This window comes from Amycolatopsis rubida (assembly GCF_900115345.1).
In the GTDB taxonomy this organism is placed as follows: domain Bacteria; phylum Actinomycetota; class Actinomycetes; order Mycobacteriales; family Pseudonocardiaceae; genus Amycolatopsis; species Amycolatopsis rubida.
In genome coordinates this window covers 1,488,249-1,505,992 of sequence record NZ_FOWC01000001.1, presented here as the reverse complement: position 1 = coordinate 1,505,992, position 17,744 = coordinate 1,488,249, and the positions used below count along the sequence as shown (strand labels likewise).

Below are 17,744 nucleotides of genomic sequence, written 5' to 3'. Positions count from 1 at the left end.
ACAGTGGGTGTGGATCGAGGGAGTGTATTGGTAGTGATCTGCGCGTCCGCAATGCGTCCCGGCGACAGTACGTTCGGTGACCTTGTGTGATTGGTCACTGGATCGATCTCGGCCAGGTTTTGTCGGTGCCCTGTGCGAAGCTTCGGCACGTGGTGGGAGAGCGAGGACGGAGGCTGCTGGACCGGGTCACGGCAGGGATCCCGGCGCACGAGAATCCGGTGACGCACGTGTCCCGGCTGCCGGAACGCGCGGCCCGGCACGAGCCGTGGCCGGAGTGGGCGGAGCCGTCGGTGGTGGCCGCGTTCGGTGCGGCCGGAGTCGAAAAACCGTGGCGGCACCAGGTCGATGCGGCTTCGCTGGCGCACGCGGGCACGCACGTCGTGGTGTCCACCGGCACCGCGTCGGGGAAGTCGCTGGCGTATCAGCTGCCGGTGCTCACCGCATTGGCCACGGACCCGCGGGCGACCGCGCTGTACCTCTCTCCGACGAAGGCACTCGGCGCTGATCAGCTGCGCGCGGTGTCCTCTTTGGACGTCACAGGCGTGCGCGCGGCGGCGTTCGACGGAGACACTCCGATGACAGAGCGCGACTGGGTCCGCGCGCACGCGAACTGGGTGTTCAGCAATCCCGACATGCTGCACCGCGGCATCCTTTCGACGCACTCCCGATGGACGCAGTTCTTCCGCCGGTTGCGATACGTCGTGGTCGATGAATGCCACAGCTATCGCGGCGTCTTCGGCTCGCACGTCGCGCTGTTGCTGCGCCGCCTGCGCCGGGTGGCGGAGCATTACGGAGCCTCCCCGGTGTTCGTGCTGGCTTCGGCGACTACTGCTTCGCCAGCTTCCTTCGCCACCCGGCTCACCGGCGTGCAGTGCTCCGCGGTCACCGACGACGCGTCGCCCCGCGGAGCACGGACGGTCGCTCTGTGGGAGCCGCCGTTGCTCGACGAACTGACTGGCGAGAACGGCGCGCCCGTCCGCCGCCCGGCTGGCGTCGAGACCGCGCGGATTCTCACCGAACTGGTCGTCGAAGGCGCTAGATCGCTGGCTTTCGTCCGCTCCCGCCGCAGTGCGGAGCTGACCGCGCTGGGAGCACGCCGCCTTCTGTCCGAAGTGGACCCCCGGTTGGCGGATACCGTTGCCGCGTACCGGTCCGGCTATCTCCCTGAAGAGCGTCGTGCTCTGGAGCAAGCCCTGCTTTCGGGTCGGCTGCTGGGCGTCGCGACCACGAACGCCTTGGAGCTGGGCGTCGACATCGCTGGCCTGGACGCCGTGGTGCTGGCTGGCTACCCCGGCACTCTCGCGTCGTTCTGGCAGCAATCCGGCCGCGCCGGGCGTTCGGGCGATGAGGCGCTCGTGGTGTTCGTCGCTCGGGACGATCCGCTCGACACCTACCTGGTGCACCACCCGGCCGCTTTGCTGGAGCGCCCGGTGGAAACCGCGGTCCTGGACCCGACGAACCCGTACGTGCTGGGCCCGCAGCTCGCGTGCGCGGTCGCGGAGCTGCCGCTCACCGAACCGGAGTTGGAAACCTTCGGCGGCGAGGCGGCCCGCGCGGTACTGGCGGATCTGGCCGAGGAGAAGCTGCTACGCCGACGTTCCAGCGGCTGGTACTGGACTTCGCGCGACCGCCCGCACGGAGAGGTCGGCATCCGCGGCTCAGGCGGCGACCAGATCGCGGTGGTGGAAGCGGACTCCGGCCGAATGCTGGGCACCGTCGACCCCGGATCGGCTTGCTACTCCGTCCATCCCGGCGCGGTGTATCTGCATCAGGGGTCGTCGTATGTCGTCGATGAGCTGGATCTGGAGACAGGTCTGGCGCTGGTGCACGCGGAGGACCCGGACTGGACGACTTCGCCGCGCGAGATCGTGGACATCTCGGTGCTGTCGACAGAAGAACAATGCCGCCACGGCGGGGTGACAGTGTGCCTTGGCGAGGTCGCGGTGACATCGCAGGTGGTGGGGTATCTACGGAGGCGGCCGTCGGGGGAAGTGCTGGACCATACGCCGCTTGACCTGCCGGAACAGAGCCTGCACACGAGAGCGGTTTGGTACACGGTTTCGGGTGGGCTGCTGGAATCTCCGGCTGGCGGTGGCGTCGGCGAAACCGCTGCCGGGTCGGCGAACAACGAGGCTGTCGACGGGGCGAGCCGTGCTGAAACCACGTCGCCAGCCACGGCGGAGAAGGACGGGACCGCTGCGGGATCGGTAGCGAGCCACGGGGTTGGCGGGCAGACGGGGTCCGAGGGCGCGTCCCCAGCTGCCGGGAATCCCGGCCGAATGGGCGCGGTGTCGGCGAGCGGCCAGACGGCGGGGGCCGGGAGTGCATCGCCAGCCGCCGGGGGAATCGACGGGACCGCTGCGGGGGCGGCGGACCGTCGTGCGGCCGGAGAACCGGTGGGGACCGGGGGTGCCTCGTCGGCTGTCGGGGTAACCGGCGAAGTTTCGGGCGATCCGGCGGCTGGGCGGGGCCCCGGTGCCGGGGTCGAGATCGGTGTTGCGGTGGGACCGGTGGGGACCGGGGGTGCTGGCAGAGCACCGGGGGGCGCCGGTTTGCTTCCGGCGCGCGTCCCCGGTGCCCTGCATGCCGCCGAGCACGCGGCGATCGGCCTGCTACCGCTGTTCGCTACGTGCGACCGCTGGGACATCGGCGGGGTGTCTACCGCGTGGCACGAGGACACCGGGGAGGCGACGGTGTTCGTGCACGATGGGCATCCCGGGGGTGCGGGGTTTGCCGACCGCGGTTATGCCGCGATTGTCCCGTGGCTGGCCGCTACGCGGGAGGCGATCGTCTCCTGCGAGTGCCCGACGGGCTGCCCGTCCTGCGTCCAGTCGCCGAAGTGCGGGAACGGCAACGATCCGCTGGACAAGGCAGGGGCGGTGGCCGTACTGGGAGCCGTGCTCGGGGCGTTGCGTCAGCACGGGGAACAGTGCGGCCACGATGGAACGTGAAGACTTTTTTCGGTTGTCGCGTGCTGCCTGCCGGGATGGAACCGGAAATCAGGCGGCGGTGCTCTCGACCAGCATCGAGGCGTGCTCGTCGGCGAGGGCGCGAACCAGCACGTCCTGCACCTCGGCGGCGGGCGGCAGCTGCCAGCCGCACACCTCGGGCTTCACGCGCCAGTGCACGACACCGTGCTGGAACGGCGACGGCGGCAGCGGGATGTAGCTGTCCTTGCCGTGCCATTGCAGGGAAATCTGCTCGGCGAGTTCGGCGGGAAGGTGCTCGGAGGGCAAGGTGAGGAACAGCCACCGGCCGTTCGGCATGGCGACGATCGGGGCCGGGTGCCCGATGGCGCGCAGCAGTCGCGCGGCGCGCTTGCCCAGTTCCTGGTCCACCTCGACCGCGTCGAGCACGGTGCCGGTCGCCACCAGCAGGCTGTGCGTGCGGTCGCTGAACCAGCTGGCGACCTCGTGGGCGTGCGAACCGACCAGCTCACGCCAGTCGTCGCGCACCGGCACCGGCCGGCGCCAGGTCAGGTCGTCCCCCTCCGCGGTGATCGGCTCCGGGGTCGCCCCCGGAAGCACCGGCCAGCCGCGCCAGGCGAGGCCGATCGCCTCCGCACGCAGTTCGATGCGGAAGGCGTTCCGCCAGCTGTCCGGCCAATTCGCGTCCAACATTGCTTTCCTGCCTTCGAGGTCCGGTTTTCGCGCCGTCCGGGTCGGGGCCGTGGTGGCGCACGTCTCACTAAACGGCAAGTTGCACATTGCGGGGAAGACTCCGCGCGACAACCGGCCGTTACCGATCGATGAACGCCCAGTAGCCCACTGTCCGGCCGATAACAAGGAGCCGATCACCGGCCGCTGACCCCGCCGTCCCGCCCGCGAGAACGGGTCTACCACGGGATTCGACACTTTCCCGCCTTTTCGCACACGCACTGAGGCATGCCCTTGGACCACCCGTTGACCTGGGGAATTGACCGTTCGGCGTGCGTCAGCGACCGCTGCTCGTGTTCTTCGCCACTCGTCGCCGATGCCGGAAAGGTCCGGACGCACCGTGGGTTCCGGGGACTGGTCACCGGTCCGGCTCGTCGCCGATGAACGGTTCCGGCTGGTGGCCCGGAACGCCGCTGAGGGCGGCCCATGGTGCCTGGACGAGCGAGGGTGTGTGGAGGCGGTCGGCGGGTTGCAACTCCCTTCGGTTGGATCGGGCGACGCCGGTCTCCGCGACAAACCGCGCGCTGGACTGCGGCGGGTGAACCGGCGGCCTAGGCCCGGGCAGATCTGTCTAGCTCAGGCGGTCCCGTGCCCGAGGGGCAGCTCAAGCGGTCCCGTGCCCGACGGGCAGCTCGGGCGGTCGGTCCCGTGCACGAGGCGCAGCTCAGGCGGTCCCGTGCCCGACGGGCAGCTCGGGCGGTCGGTCCCGTGCACGAGGCGCAGCTCAGGCGGTCCCGTGCCCGACGGGCAGCTCGGGCGGTCGGTCCCGTGCACGAGGCGCAGCTCAGGCGGTCCCGTGCCCGACGGGCAGCTCGGGCGGTCGCAGGGGAACACCGATGGCGGGCGCAAGGAGTCAGCAGTCCGTCGCGGAGCCGCAGCGACCCGCCCGGACACCGCTCCACCTGAGACACGGCTACCGGACGCGCGGGGAGTCAGCGGCCGACTGCGGAGCACGGCTACTGGATCGGGCCCTGCCTCTCAACACCACCAATGGGCCAGCACCGATGTCCACGCAAGCGGCCGGTCGCGGAGCACGGCTACCGGACTGGTCCGCGCGTCGCCGCCGTTGAACGCGGCTGCCGAGGCCAGCGTCGGTCGAGGCGTTCCGGTCAGGGAGGCAGGTCGACTGGACCGGCGCGGGATTTTGCGGTGGGGGCCGGCATGCCGGGGATCGGGGTGGTCGTGGCGCGGACCTCGACAAAGGCGTCGCGGTTGTGCCAGCGGCAACTGGTCAGCACTGCGCGTTCGTGGTCGGCGACCTCCTTGGCTCGGGCGCAGGCGATGGTCGGTCCGGCGGCGGCGTGGGCTGCTGCGGCCAACGCGCCCAGGTCGGCGGCAGCTTCGGTGCGGTGGCGGGCGGTGATGGCCGCGGCTAACCACCACACCAGGACTGTCACGGAGATCAGGGTTGCGGCAGCCAGGGCCGTCCAGATCGTGGCTACGCCGGCGTCGGCTGGTTGTTTCTGGGTCATGAGGCTGGGCCTGGTTCGAAGATGGCGTAGGCGGTTGCGCTCAAGTGAAGAGCGGACAGGGCGTCGGTGGTTACTTCTGCGGTGAGGCCGTCGCCGGTGCGGTGGATGGTGAGGTGTGCGCCGTGCGGGGCAATGGTTTGGACCACTGCGTCGGCGGCTCCTGGCTGCCCGGCCGCGGTCAGGCGGGCGGCTTCGCGGGCGGCGTCCAGGCAGCGGAGGTGCCCGGCGATCGCGCTGGTGCCCGCGAGCAGGATCGCCAGCACGGCGGTCAGCGCGCCCAAGGACAGGGCGGCTTCTACCGTGACGAATCCGCCGTCCCGGCGACGGCTGGCCATCAGGTGGCCACCGTCAGGGCCTTGTGCACCAGGCCGGCCAAAGTCGCGGAGACCGAGTCTCCGCTGAGCAGCACGTAGAGCGCCACGGCGAACGCTGCCGCGGCTACCGTGCCGATGGCGTATTCGGCGGTGGTGGTGCCCTCGTCTCCGGGCAAGAACCACATGGTCGGATTCCCTTTCTGTCGTGGATGGGTTCACAGCAGACCGCCGATTCGCCCGGCCAGGCCGAGCACTACCGGCAGTACGCCGAGGGCGAAGAACGCGGGCAGGAAGCACAACCCGACCGGCAGGGCCAGGGCGACTCCGGCGCGTTCGGCGCGTTCTTCGGCCTCGACGCCCAGTCCGTCGCGAATGCGGTGGGCCAGGTCGTCCGCGGTCGAGGCGAGGGCCGCCCCGGACCGCGTGGTTCGGGTGGCTGCGACCGCCAGCTCGGCGAAGTCCCGGCGGGCTCGGAGCGGGGTCCAAGCGGGAGTCGGTTCCGCGCCCAGTGCTAGCAGGTTCGCTGTTGCGCGCAGGGCGGTTTCGGTGTCCGGTGGCGCGCCGGGCGCTACGGCTTCCAAGGCGGTCGGGACTGGCATTCCGGCGCGCAGGCAGGCGGCAAGCAGGTCCAGGACTGACGCGGAACGGAGTCGTTCCGAGACGTCGCTTGGGTTTTTGGGATGGCGGGATCGGCGCAGGAGCCACCAGGAGCCTGCGCAGGCGGCCAGTCCGATGGGGATTCCGGTGAGGACGGTTGCGGATACGCCTACGACGATTGCGGCGGCGGGGTGCCAGACCTCTGGTCGCAGAGTGCGGGGTGGGCGCTTGGGCCGGGCTAGGTGCCGGGGCGGGACGGTGTTTGGCCAGAGCAGCAGCGCGGTGGCGGTGAGGGCGAGGCTCAGGGCGGTCATGGGGCGGACCTGCGGCTGGTGAGGGCTCTGGACCAGGCGGTGCCTGCCCATAGCAGGGCTGCGCCGGTGACCAGGAATGCTTGTCCGATCAGGGTTTCGGTGAGGACGGCGAGCGGGTTGGCCCCGATGAGCTGGCCCATTGCCAGGCAACCGACCGGCAGCACGGTCAGGACTATCGCGCTCATGCGTGGCCCGGCCATTTTTGCGCGCAGGCGGCGGGCGAAGGCGACTTCGGCGTCGACGTCTCGGCGGGCGGCTTCGAGGGCGTCGGCGATGGGCAGGCCGTGGCAGCGGGCCAGGTTCCAGGATTGGACGACGGCGGGGAGTGCTGGCGATTCCAGGGTTCCGTCGAGGCGGGCGGCGGTGGCGAGGTTGTGGAGCTCTCCGGCCAGTTCGGGGACCGCGTCCGCGGCTGCTTCGGCGGCGGTTACCGGGTGGGCACCGGCGCGGAGTTCGGAGACCATCGTGCGGAGGACAGTCGCGGTGCGTTCGGCGCGGGTCAGGGTTTCGGTGGTTTCCTTTCTGCTGCGCCATTCCTGACCGACGGCGAGGGTGAGCAGGGCGGTGGCTGCCGCGGCGCCGATTCCGGCCAGCGGCAGGGCGACGATGGCGGGGGCCGGCCAGCGGGCCTGGCGGGGCGGGACGGGGAGGTGGAAGCGGCGGCGGGGCGTTGGAATGAGGCGGTTGGGGGTGGCTGGCCAGCACAGGATTCCGGTGCCTGCGCAGAGGAACGACCATGCGGAGATCAACGGGGTCACCTCGATGCTGGGTCGGTTGAGTGCGGTTCTTACGGGACGCTTCGCTGCGGGGCGGAACTGCGGAACGGACTGCCGAAAGGGAAGTGCGCGTGGTCCGCGCGACAAGGTTCTGTTGTGGAGCGGAAGGAAGGTGCGCGTGATCCGGGGTCGGCGCGAGGTCTAATGGGTGCAAACGCCGACTGGTGAGTGGCTGCGCAGGACAAACGCGCGAGCGATGGAAGCGAGCGGGGGGCTAGGCAGGGGCGGGTTCCGGCGTTGTCAGTGCGGTGAAAAGGGAGCGACGGTTCGTCCAGTGGCCGTCGCGCCAGACGGGGTGGGGTTTTACTTCCCCGTGGTAACGCTGGAGTACGGCGACTTCCGTCAAGCGGCGGCCGGTGGCTGTTCGGCGCATGTGGAGGATTACGCGGACTGCTGCGGCTAGTTGGCTGTGCAACGCATCTCTCGGCAGACCGCCCAGGGCTGCCAAGGCTTCCAGGCGTGCTGGGGCTTCGGCAGGGGAGTTCGCGTGCAGGGTGCAGGCACCGCCGTCGTGACCGGTGTTCATGGCGTTCAGCAGGGAGCACACTTCTGCTCCGCGAACCTCGCCGACGATCAGGCGGTCTGGGCGCATTCGCAGTGCCTGTCGGACCAGCTCTGGGAGTTCCACGGCACCTACGCCTTCTACGTTCGCGGGTCTGGCGACGAGGCTTACGAATTGTGGGTGGGTCGGGTGTAGTTCGCCAGCGTCCTCTACGCAGACGATTCGTTCGGTTGGAGCTACCGCGCTCAGCAAGGCGCTCAGGAGCGTTGTCTTTCCGGCACCGGTGCCGCCGGTGATCAGGAAGGCCAGGCGGTGTTTGAGGATTGCTTCGAGGATGTTCAGAGCGGTTGGGTCGATGGAGCCATGGGCTTGGAGTGCGGCTAGGTCGTGCGTCACCGGGCGCAGCACGCGCAGGGACAGGCAGGTGCCGTTGGCGGCGATGGGCGGCAGGACGGCGTGGACGCGGATTCGGCCCTGGCGGGCGGGGAGCCAGCCGTCTACGTAGGGCTGGGCGTCGTCCAGGCGGCGGCTTGCCGCTAGGGCCAGGCGCTGCGCTAGGCGGCGGACGGCGTCCTCGCTGGGGAAACGGATGGTCGTGTGGGTGAGGCCGGCGGGGCCGTCGGTCCACACCTGGTCGGGAGCAGTGACCAGGACGTCGGTAACTGTGTCGTCCTCCAGTAATGGGGCTAGCGGGCCTGCGCCGACGAACTCGTCTCGGGCTTGGCGAACGGCGGCTAGTACTGCGTCATGGCTCAGGGCGCCGCCGGCTTCGACCCGGACTGCTTCGGCCAGGGCGATCGGGTCGGTGCCGCGGCTTTCGCCTGCCAGGCGGTGACGGACTCGTTCTACTAGGTCGGTGGTCATCTACGCGGCCTGTGCGGTCGTGAGGGGACGCAGGTTCGCCAGTACGGCACGGGCAGCGGTGGCCAACGCGCCCTTCGGGGGCAGGTCGAACTCGCCGGATTCCAAGGTGGCGGCTACTCGGCGTTCTGGGGCCACGTCAGCGATCAAGGGCGGGCCGAGCATGCCTGCGGTTTGCGAAGCCGGGACGCCGTCGATGCGGTGTCCACTTGCGACGACTGCGAAACGCCCGGTGTGCGGACGAAGGTGGGTCAGGACTTGTTTCGCCGCCATACAGGCACGGAACTCAACGGGAACGACCAGCACGACCAGATCGGCGGCTGCGGCGACGGCAAGCGTGCCCTCGTCGAAATGGCGGGGTAAATCGCAGACGACGGTGCGGCCGGCGCGGCTGCCTGCGGCGACCACCGCGGACAAGGCGCGAGGAGTCGGGCCGTCGCCGGAACGACCGCAGGACAGCACAGGGAGCTTGCCGCGACTGGGGAGCGAGGCGATCAGGGACGGGACGGACACTCGGCCGGACAGCCGAACTTCGGGCCATCGCAGGCCTTTCGTGTGTTCCAGGCCCAGCGGGAGATCCAATCCGCCGCCTAGCGGGTCGCAGTCGACTAATAGCGCGGAGTCGGTGCGGGCGGCTTCGACGGCGACTGCTGCGGCCAGCACAGAGGTGCCGGAACCGCCTCGGCCGCCCACGAAAGCGATTACTGGGCCTGGTGATTCGGCTGGTGCGTCGGTGACGTCGGCGAACGCGCCGGTCAGGCCCGCTTCGTCGTCGGGCAAGCTGAAGACTCGGCGGGCGCCGAGGGCGGCTGCGCGTCGCCAGGTATCCAGTCCGGGTGCGCCTTTGCAGACAAGCACGACGCTGTCGCGTGCTGGCATGGGCGAGCTGTCGATCGAAATGTCCTCGTCCAGCACCACGAGCGGAGCTCGTGTCCATCGTCCGCGTGCGGCGGCTAGGTCTGGCGCGTGGTCGAACTCGCAGCCGACTACCGCGGCGACGCGGCGGATCTCTTCGAACACGGTGCCTTCGCCGGAGACGACGAGCGGTTGTGCGGTGGCCATGTGCCCTCCCCTGGGTTTCGCGGGCCGGACTCCCACGGTCGCTCGCCGCCAGGCGGCACGGCAATGCCCGTCTTTCCGTCATGTGGATAACCCGGGGGTTGTGGACAACTCGGGGTGCGAAATCGATCCAGCACCGCGGAGTGTCGGCCGGCACCGGATAATGCACGGCTCCGCACATTCGGCTGAGAAAACGATTGCTGCGAAGAAACTCCGGAAAACCAAGTGGAAAGAAGTAAATTTGCCGCAGCGGGAGAAGTAAGGGGTGCCGCCGCCGGAGAAAACACTGGAAAGGTAAGCATGCGGTTAATTGATCTTGCCCGTAAGGTGCCCGGCGAACGACCAAGACCGCCCAGGTCAGAGCGATAAATACGGGCAGTACAGCGTTTCCGGGGCAGACCTGAAAATTGTTCGCCGACGCGAAAACGGGGAGAATAGAAGGCGGCCCTCGCCAGGGGGGAGGGACGAGGGCCGCCAGGGGTTCAGCCCCGGGGGGTCGGACTGAACCAGCCCGGTTCAAGACCGGGCCTGTTCACTGTAACTCCGTTAGCTATGAGTTGGCTGTGTGAGTGACACATACGATTCGATAACGGCACCCGAGGCCGTAAGCGAGCCGATGTCATCGATTTTCCGGCCGTCGCCACGACCGGTGTGCTGCCAACAACGCGGCGCGGTGCGCCTATCCTGACCACGTGGCCGAACCCCGCAGCGAAGAAGCACCCCGGCGCGTAGCCGCCTTCTTCGACCTCGACAAGACGATCATCGCGTCGTCCAGCGCGCTCGCGTTCAGCAAGCCGTTGCTGCGCGAAGGACTGATCAACCGCCGTGCGGCGCTGCGAAGCGCTTACGCGCAACTGGTTTTCTCGCTCGCCGGCGCGGACGCGGACAAGACCGAGCGGATGCGCGCCGAGGTTTCCGCGTTGTGCGCGGGCTGGGATGTCGCGCAGGTTTCCGCGATCGTGCGCGAAACCTTGCACGACGTAGTCGATCCGCTCGTTTACGCGGAAGCGACCGACCTCATCGCGGCGCACCTCGCCGACGGGCACGACGTGATCGTGCTGTCCGCGACCGGCGAGGAGGTCGCGGCTCCGGTCGCGGAGATGCTCGGCGCGACCCGCTGCGTCGCCACTCGCATGGAGATCGTCGACGGCCGTTACTCCGGCGAGGTCGATTTCTATTGCTACGGCGAGAACAAAGCCGTCGCCGCGAAGCAGCAGGCCGCCACGCACGGCTACGACCTCGCGGACTGCTTCGCCTACACCGACTCCAGCACCGACCTCCCCCTGCTGGAGGTGGTGGGTCACCCGCACGCGGTGAACCCGGACAAGCTGCTGCGCCGCACCGCGGACGAGCACGGCTGGCCGGTCCTCGCGTTCGAGCGGCCGATGTCGCTGCGCACGCGGATCCCGGCGAAGTCCGCGGGGATGGTCGCGCTCGGCGTGGGGGCCGTGGCGGCGGGCGCGACCTGGTACAGCCTGAGCCGGCGTCGCCGGTCCCGGGGCACCGGCGACTGAGCACCCGCGTGGCGGTACCAAAACGCCGGTTTCCGCAGCTAGGTCCGTTGCTGAGGGTGGTGTTGTCACCGGATCGAGCCTCTGTACCGGTGCACCCGTACGCGCACTTGAAGTGACCGCGCTCACGGCGTAGAAAGTAGGTGCGGACGTTGATTCGGCCAGGACAGAGGTAGAAGAGAAGCCTCTGTCACCCCGGGCAACCTCCGTGCGCGGACTCCGGGTACCCACGCGCAGCACGCCGCGGGAGGCTCGTCGTCTAGGGACTGCGTACCGGGACGCCGGACGCCGAGTCCATGAAGGTACGACCAGAGTTGCACGCTTGGTCGCCCGAGATGTTCGCGCTGACTGGCGGCACCCGTCCGGCCTCGGCTGACGGGCGCCGCCAGTGTTATGTCGGCACCTCGCGCAGCGGACCGAGCCGGGCTCGATGAAATCCGCGCGCAGACCGTCCTCCCAGGTGAACCCTCTCGTTCCTGCGCTCGGCCGATGGACAACCCTGTATCGCGGTGAGTAGCTTCCCGATACCGGTGCTGCCCGGTGGACGCTTCACGACCCGCGTCCGCACCCGCGGCGGCACGCGACACTGGGAGGCAATTCGTGACGAACCGACTCGCGCGCACGCGGAGGATGCAGGTGTTCGCCGTTCCCCTTGCGGGGGTGCTCGCCGTCGGGGGGCTGAGTTCCTCGGCGTTCGCGGCGCCGAAACAGCCGCAGCAGACACCCCAGCAGACGGCCGCGCGGCTCGACGCGGCGGCCGCACAGGCGCTGCGCGGCATGAGCATGGAAGAGAAAGTGGGGCAGCTGTTCGTCACGTGGGTGAACGGCAAGTCCGCGGACGAGGTCAACCCGAAGAACCAGACCGACTTCGGCGTCGACACTGCCGCCCAAGTCGTGCAGAAGTACCACCTCGGCGGCGTCATCTACTTCAACAACACCAGCCGCGACAACTTCGACGACCCCACGCAGGTCGCGAAGCTGTCCAACGGCCTGCAGCGCGCGGCGATCTTCAGCGGCGCGCACATTCCGCTGCAGATCGGCACCGACCAGGAGGGCGGCACGGTGACGCGGATGGGCGCGCCCGCCACCGAGTTCCCCAACTCGATGGCCATCGCCGCCGGACGCGACACCGGCAGTGCGACCAAGGCCGCCACGATCCTGGGCCACGAGCTGCGCGCGGTCGGCATCAACCAGGACTACGCGCCGGACGCGGACGTCAACTCCAACCCGGCCAACCCCGTCATCGGCGTCCGGTCGTTCTCCGGACGACCCGACCTGGCCAGCAGTTTCGTGACCGCGGAGGTCAAGGGCTACCAGAACTCCGGGCCGGCGAGCCAGACCGTCTCGTCCACCGCGAAGCACTTCCCCGGCCATGGCGACGCGGCCACCGACAGTCACACCGGGCTGCCGAAGATCGACCGCTCCGAGGCGGACTGGCGCAAGATCGACGTGCCGCCGTTCAAGGCCGCGATCGCCGCGGGCATCGACTCGATCATGAGCGCGCACATCCAGTTCCCGAGCCTCGACCCGTCCGGTGAGCCCGCGACGCTGTCTAAGCCGATCATCACCGGCAAGCTGCGCGGCGAACTCGGCTACAGCGGCGTCGTGATCACCGATTCGCTTGAGATGCAGGGCGTGCGGGAGCTGCACAGCGACGCCGAAATCCCGGTCCTCGCCTTGAAGGCGGGCGTGGACCAGCTGCTCATGCCGGTGCACCTGGACGTCGCGATCAACGCCGTGATCGCCGCGGTGAAGTCCGGCGACCTGCCGATGCAGCGGATCGACCAGAGCGTGCTGCGGGTGCTGAAGCTCAAGCTGAAGCGCGGAATCCTGTACTCGCCGTTCAACAACCCTTCGCAGGTCATGAAGAAGGTCGGCACGCCGGACCACCTGGCTACCGCGCAGGGCATCGCCGACCGGTCGGTCACCGCGATCGCCAACGACGCCGGAGTGCTGCCGCTCAAGCAGAAGCCGTCGAACGTGCTGGTCACCGGCTGGGGAGACACCACGACGCAAACGCTTGCCGACCGCTTCACCGCACATGGCACGAAGGCGACCGCGCTGGCCACCGGGCAAACCCCGACCGACGCGCAGATCTCCGAAGCCGCAACCGCCGCGAAGCAAAACGACGTCGTCGTGGTACTGACCAACAACCTCGGCGGTTTCCCCTTGCAGGGCAAGCTTCTTCAGGCGTTGATGGACACCGGCAAGCCGGTGGTCGCGGTCGCCGCGCAGATTCCGTACGACGCCGGGTACGCGAACCCGGTGCCGACCTGGCTCGCCACTTACGGCTACATCACGCCGTCGCTCGAAGCGCTCGCCAAGGTCGTGCTCGGCGAGACGAAGCCCAGCGGGAAGCTGCCGGTCGACGTCCCGGCCGGGGCGGACGTGCACACCGTCAAATACCCCTTCGGACACGGGCTGACCTGGTGACTCTCAATCGCAGGAATTTCCTGGCCGTTCCGGCGCTCGCCGTCCCGGTGCTGGCGAGCGGCTCGGCTGCGGCACAGGCGGCACCCGAAGCAGCGCAACCCGAGCTGGAGCGCCGGGTGCTCACTGGTGCCGAACAGCTCGCCGCGCAGGGCTGGCGTCCGCTCGCCGGACGCAAGCTCGGCGTGCTGTCCAATCCGACCGGCGTGCTCGCCAACGGCGACCACATTGTCGACTCGATGGTCGCGGCGGGCGTACGCCCCGTCGCGGCCTTCGGGCCCGAGCATGGCTTTCGCGGCAGCGCACAAGCCGGTGGCTCCGAAGGCGATTACACCGATCCGCGCACCGGCATCCCCGTGTACGACGCGTACGGCGCTAACGCGACGAAGCTCGCTTCGCTGTTCCAGAAGGCCGGACTGGACACTGTCGTCTTCGACATCGCTGACGTCGGCGCGCGCTTCTACACCTATATCTGGTCGCTGTACACGGCGATGGTCGCCGCAGCGAAGGTCAACGCGGCCTTCGTCGTTCTAGACCGGCCAAACCCCATCGGCGGACGACTGTCCGGCCCGGTGCTCGACCCGAAGTTCTCGTCCGGAGTCGGGCTGAAGCCGATCGCACAGCAGCACGGCATGACTGTCGGCGAGCTGGCGCGGTTCTTCGCCGCCGAGTTCCTGCCCGGCGAAGGCGTGAAGCTGGCGAAGCTCGAAGTCGTCCAGGTACGCGGCTGGCGCCGCGACAGCTTCTTCGCCGACACCGGGCTGCGTTGGGTCCTTCCGAGCCCGAACATGCCAACGCCGGACACAGCGCTCGTATACCCGGGCACAGGCATGTTCGAAGGCACAGTGTTCTCCGAAGGACGCGGCACGACACGGCCGTTCGAGATCATCGGCGCGCCCGGCCTCGACTGGCGTTGGCGCGAAGAACTCGAAAAGCTCCATCTGCCGGGTGCGGCGTTCCGCGAGATCTACTTCGTACCCACCTTCGGCAAGTTCGTGAACGAGCCCTGCGGCGGCGTACAGGTCACCGTCGCCGATCCGCAGGCCTTCGACGCCATTAACACCACCGTCTCGATGTTCGTAACGGCCAAACGCGTCGCGCCCGACAAGTTCGGCTGGCGGCCGGACCGCATGATCGACAAGCTGTCCGGATCCGCGCGGCTGCGCACCATGGTCGACGCCGGCGCCGGGGTCGACGAGATCACCGGCGCGTGGCGCGCCGAACTCGCCGACTTCGCCCGCAGACGCCGCCCCCACCTGATCTATCGCTGAGGAGAGCGGTCATGCGTGCTAGGAAAGTGCTCGTCGCGACGTTGGCCGTCCTGGTCGCGGCCACGACGACCGCGGGAGCAGCCACGATCGACAACCGACACGGCTTCGCCGGGCGCTTCGACCGTCCGCAGCACGGGTTCGCCCCGGCGAGCACGACGCTGCGCGACGGCAGCCCGCGCGAGGTCAACCTCGATCCGCAGCCGATCCGCGACGCCGAGCAGTTCCTGAAGAGCTGGACCCAGCCGGACGACAGCGGGCATCCGCACTTCTCCGGCGCGGTCGGCCTGCTCGCGCACGACGGCGTAGTCGTGGACCGGTACGCCGTCGGCGGCGCGCTCCGGTACGCGGACGCCAAAGGCACCGAACTGCCGCCGGACCAGCAGGTTCCGATGCGCAACGACACCATTTTCGACATGGCGTCGATCTCGAAGCTCTTCACCTCGATCGCCGCGCTGCAGCTGACCGAACAAGGCAAGCTGGACGTCAACGCACCGGTCGTGCGCTATTTGCCGGAGTTCGGCGTCAACGGCAAGCAGGGCGTCACCGTGCTGCAGCTGCTCACGCATACCTCCGGCTTCGACGCCGACCCGTCACCGTCGCTCTGGCAGGGCTATCCGGACATCCCCTCGCGGCGCAAGGCAGTGCTCGACAGCCCGCTCAAGAACGCGCCGGGCAGCACGTACCTGTACTCCGACCTCAACATGCTCACCCTCGGCTTCCTGATCGAGAAGCTGTCCGGCAAGCCGCTGGACCAGGTGGTGCACGACCGCATCACCGCTCCGCTCGGCATGGTCGACACCGGGTACCGCCCGCCCGCGTCGAAGCTCGCCCGCATCGCCGCGACCGAGTACGAGACGAACCCGCCGCGCGGGCTCGTGCGCGGACAGGTGCACGACGAGAACGCCTGGTCGCTCGGCGGCGTCGCCGGGCACGCGGGCGTCTTCTCCACGGCCAGCGACATGGCCGTGCTCTCCCAGACCATCCTCAACGGCGGCAGCTACCGCGGGCACCGGATCCTGCGGCCGGACACCGTCACGAAGATGCTGACGAACTACAACCAGCGCTTCCCCGGCGACGAGCACGGGCTCGGTTTCGAACTGGACCAGCCCTGGTACATGGGCGCGCTGGCGTCGCCGGTCAGCGCGGGCCACACCGGCTTCACCGGCACCACGCTGGTCATCGACCCTGAGTCGCGCTCGTTCGCGTTGCTGCTCACCAACCGCGTGCACCCGACGCGCGACTGGGGTTCCATCAACACCGCTCGCCAGGTCTGGGCGACCTCGCTCGCGAAGGCGATGGCCGTGCGGCCGGTTCAGGGTCCCGACGCCTGGTACGCGAGCCTGGGAAACAACGGCACCGCTACGCTCAGTACCCAACCGCTTCCAGCAGGTGCACCACTTCGCGTGTCCTTCGCCGCTTTCGTCGATACCGAGGGCCCGAGCGACCCGTTACAGCTCGAATCGAGCACCGACGGGGTTAATTGGCAACCTGTTCCGCTCCAGGCCCGTGGCCCAGGTGCGCCCGGAGCCGAGACGGCCGCGCTCGGCGGACACGGGCACCGTTCCTGGTGGCGGGTGTCCGCCGAGGTGCCCGCGTCCGCGGCTACCTCGCTCCGGTGGCGTTACAGCACCGATCCGAATTACACGGGGCGGGGAGTTTCCCTCGACAGTGTGAAAGTCACCCAACGCGGCCAGGTCGTTCTCGATGGTGAGCGAAACCCCTCGGAACTGGCCTCTTCGGGATGGAAATTGAGCGCTCGGTAGGCACCCCGCCGCGCATTGCCACCTTCGTGTCCCCACTCAGTGGAACAAGACTCCTTCGCTAGACACACTTAGTTGCCAAGTCGTTAGCTTGAGGTCGTTAACACCGTGGACTCGGTTGGCGACTTTCTTGACAACGATTAATCGCAAACCGAAGTCCGCAGACACGGACGGGTTGTGGTTCTGCCGAAGGATGTGGGTAGCCTTGTCGCAAATGCCAACGGTTAGTAACTTTCCGACGGCGGATGATGCGGGATCCGTAATCAGCAGCGCACCCTCCGAGCACCTCGCAGGTCAGGCGACGGCGCGCGACGCGGATGCGAGCCCCTTGGTCCGCATTCGCTCGCTGCTGCCCGGACTCGCCCGGGCCGAGCAGCGGGTCGCGAAGGTTGTCCTGGAAGACCCGGCCGCCGTCGCGCGCCGCAGCATCACCGAGGTCGCGCTCGCCGCGAACACCTCCGAGACCACCGTTACGCGCTTCTGCAAGGCCGTCGGCGTCGGCGGCTACCCGCAGCTGCGCATCGCACTCGCCGCGGACACCGCTCGCACCGAGGCGCGCACCTCGCGCAACCTCGGCGGCGAGATCGGCCCTGGCGACGACCTGGCGTCCGTCATCGGCAAGGTCAGCTTCGCCGACGCGCGCGCCGTCGAAGAGACCGCGGACCAGCTCGACGTCGCCCAGCTGCAGAGCGTCATCGACCTCGTCGCCGAAGCCGGCCGGGTCGACGTGTACGGCGTGGGCGCGAGCGCTTTCGTGGCCGCTGACCTGCAGCAGAAGCTGCACCGGATCGGCCGCGTCAGCTTCTCCTGGTCGGACACGCACATCATGCTGACCTCGGCCGCGGTCCTGAAGCCGGGCGACGTCGCGATCGGCGTCTCGCACACCGGCGCGACCACGGACACCGTCGAGGCGCTGCGGGTCGCCCGCGAGCACGGAGCGGCGACCGTCGCGGTCACCAACTTCCCGCGCTCGCCGATCACCGAGGTCGCCGACCACGTGCTCACCACGGCAGCCCGCGAAACCACCTTCCGGTCCGGGGCGACAGCGAGCCGGATCGCCCAGCTGACCGTGATCGACTGCCTCTTCATCGGCGTCGCGCAGCGGCACATGGAGGCGTCGGTCAGCGCGTTGGACGCCACGAGGGACGCGGTCGGCTCGCACCGGCTCGGGGTCAGACCCGACGGTCGTCGTCGCCCGCGGGAAACCGGCAAATGAACCAA

The 17,744-nt window shown here is 69.0% G+C and carries 14 protein-coding genes; 6 read left to right on the top strand and 8 right to left on the bottom strand.

Features of this window, described 5'->3' with window-relative positions:
- Positions 1-149: 149 nt before the first annotated feature.
- Positions 150-2,951: a DEAD/DEAH box helicase gene (locus BM362_RS07420; RefSeq protein WP_167545219.1), complete on the top strand. Its 2,802-nt coding sequence runs from the start codon at positions 150-152 to the stop codon at positions 2,949-2,951.
- Positions 2,952-2,999: 48 nt separating this feature from the next.
- Here BM362_RS07420 and BM362_RS07415 read toward each other — a convergent pair whose 3' ends face one another.
- The 8 genes from BM362_RS07415 to ssd form a co-directional block, all read right to left on the bottom strand.
- Positions 3,000-3,620 (bottom strand): bifunctional DNA primase/polymerase, encoded by a 621-nt coding sequence (locus BM362_RS07415; RefSeq protein ID WP_067576973.1) that lies wholly within the window; start codon positions 3,618-3,620, stop codon positions 3,000-3,002.
- 1,145 nt (positions 3,621-4,765) lie between these two features.
- A complete protein-coding gene (locus tag BM362_RS07410) occupies positions 4,766-5,128 on the bottom strand; it encodes an Rv3654c family TadE-like protein (protein ID WP_093572542.1) in 363 nt (120 codons plus the stop codon).
- Positions 5,125-5,463, bottom strand: a complete 339-nt coding sequence (locus BM362_RS07405) for a TadE family type IV pilus minor pilin (protein ID WP_093572541.1) — start codon at positions 5,461-5,463, stop codon at positions 5,125-5,127. Before BM362_RS07405 ends, BM362_RS07410 begins: the two co-directional genes overlap by 4 nt.
- Positions 5,463-5,627, bottom strand: a complete 165-nt coding sequence (locus tag BM362_RS07400) for a DUF4244 domain-containing protein (RefSeq protein WP_078561018.1) — start codon at positions 5,625-5,627, stop codon at positions 5,463-5,465. The genes BM362_RS07405 and BM362_RS07400 overlap by 1 nt, the downstream gene beginning before the upstream one ends.
- A gap of 30 nt (positions 5,628-5,657) precedes the next feature.
- Positions 5,658-6,353: a type II secretion system F family protein gene (locus BM362_RS07395; protein ID WP_093572540.1), complete on the bottom strand. Its 696-nt coding sequence runs from the start codon at positions 6,351-6,353 to the stop codon at positions 5,658-5,660.
- Positions 6,350-7,111, bottom strand: a complete 762-nt coding sequence (locus tag BM362_RS07390) for a type II secretion system F family protein (RefSeq protein WP_342029786.1) — start codon at positions 7,109-7,111, stop codon at positions 6,350-6,352. The genes BM362_RS07395 and BM362_RS07390 overlap by 4 nt, the downstream gene beginning before the upstream one ends.
- A 232-nt stretch (positions 7,112-7,343) precedes the next feature.
- A complete protein-coding gene (locus BM362_RS07385) occupies positions 7,344-8,495 on the bottom strand; it encodes a TadA family conjugal transfer-associated ATPase (protein ID WP_093572539.1) in 1,152 nt (383 codons plus the stop codon).
- Positions 8,496-9,554: a septum site-determining protein Ssd gene (ssd, locus tag BM362_RS07380; RefSeq protein ID WP_093572538.1), complete on the bottom strand. Its 1,059-nt coding sequence runs from the start codon at positions 9,552-9,554 to the stop codon at positions 8,496-8,498.
- Positions 9,555-10,243: 689 nt separating this feature from the next.
- Between ssd and BM362_RS07375 the strand changes: the two genes are divergently transcribed.
- The 5 genes from BM362_RS07375 (at position 10,244) to BM362_RS07355 (ending at position 17,739) form a co-directional block, all read left to right on the top strand.
- Positions 10,244-11,065 (top strand): HAD family hydrolase, encoded by an 822-nt coding sequence (locus BM362_RS07375; RefSeq protein WP_067576983.1) that lies wholly within the window; start codon positions 10,244-10,246, stop codon positions 11,063-11,065.
- A 627-nt stretch (positions 11,066-11,692) separates the two neighbouring features.
- On the top strand, positions 11,693-13,495 hold the full coding sequence (locus BM362_RS07370) for a glycoside hydrolase family 3 protein (protein WP_167545250.1): 1,803 nt from the start codon (positions 11,693-11,695) through the stop codon (positions 13,493-13,495).
- A complete protein-coding gene (locus BM362_RS07365; RefSeq protein WP_093572537.1) occupies positions 13,492-14,763 on the top strand; it encodes an exo-beta-N-acetylmuramidase NamZ family protein in 1,272 nt (423 codons plus the stop codon). The genes BM362_RS07370 and BM362_RS07365 overlap by 4 nt, the downstream gene beginning before the upstream one ends.
- Before the next feature lie 11 nt (positions 14,764-14,774).
- Entirely contained in the window at positions 14,775-16,526 is a 1,752-nt protein-coding gene (locus tag BM362_RS07360) for a serine hydrolase domain-containing protein (protein WP_067576989.1), read from the top strand.
- A gap of 211 nt (positions 16,527-16,737) precedes the next feature.
- Positions 16,738-17,739: a MurR/RpiR family transcriptional regulator gene (locus tag BM362_RS07355; protein WP_167545218.1), complete on the top strand. Its 1,002-nt coding sequence runs from the start codon at positions 16,738-16,740 to the stop codon at positions 17,737-17,739.
- The last annotated feature ends 5 nt before the right edge of the window (positions 17,740-17,744 follow it).

Excerpts from the sequence above, each read along its gene's own strand:
- BM362_RS07415 (WP_067576973.1), bottom strand. The coding sequence starts at position 3,620 with ATGTTGGACGCGAATTGGCCGGACAGCTGGCGGAACGCCTTCCGCATC.
- BM362_RS07360 (WP_067576989.1), top strand. The coding sequence starts at position 14,775 with ATGCGTGCTAGGAAAGTGCTCGTCGCGACGTTGGCCGTCCTGGTCGCG.
- BM362_RS07385 (WP_093572539.1), bottom strand. The coding sequence starts at position 8,495 with ATGACCACCGACCTAGTAGAACGAGTCCGTCACCGCCTGGCAGGCGAA.
- BM362_RS07410 (WP_093572542.1), bottom strand. The coding sequence starts at position 5,128 with ATGACCCAGAAACAACCAGCCGACGCCGGCGTAGCCACGATCTGGACG.
- ssd (WP_093572538.1), bottom strand. The coding sequence starts at position 9,554 with ATGGCCACCGCACAACCGCTCGTCGTCTCCGGCGAAGGCACCGTGTTC.
- BM362_RS07370 (WP_167545250.1), top strand. The coding sequence starts at position 11,693 with ATGCAGGTGTTCGCCGTTCCCCTTGCGGGGGTGCTCGCCGTCGGGGGG.
- BM362_RS07355 (WP_167545218.1), top strand. The coding sequence starts at position 16,738 with ATGCCAACGGTTAGTAACTTTCCGACGGCGGATGATGCGGGATCCGTA.
- BM362_RS07405 (WP_093572541.1), bottom strand. The coding sequence starts at position 5,463 with ATGGCCAGCCGTCGCCGGGACGGCGGATTCGTCACGGTAGAAGCCGCC.
- BM362_RS07400 (WP_078561018.1), bottom strand. The coding sequence starts at position 5,627 with ATGTGGTTCTTGCCCGGAGACGAGGGCACCACCACCGCCGAATACGCC.
- BM362_RS07395 (WP_093572540.1), bottom strand. The coding sequence starts at position 6,353 with ATGACCGCCCTGAGCCTCGCCCTCACCGCCACCGCGCTGCTGCTCTGG.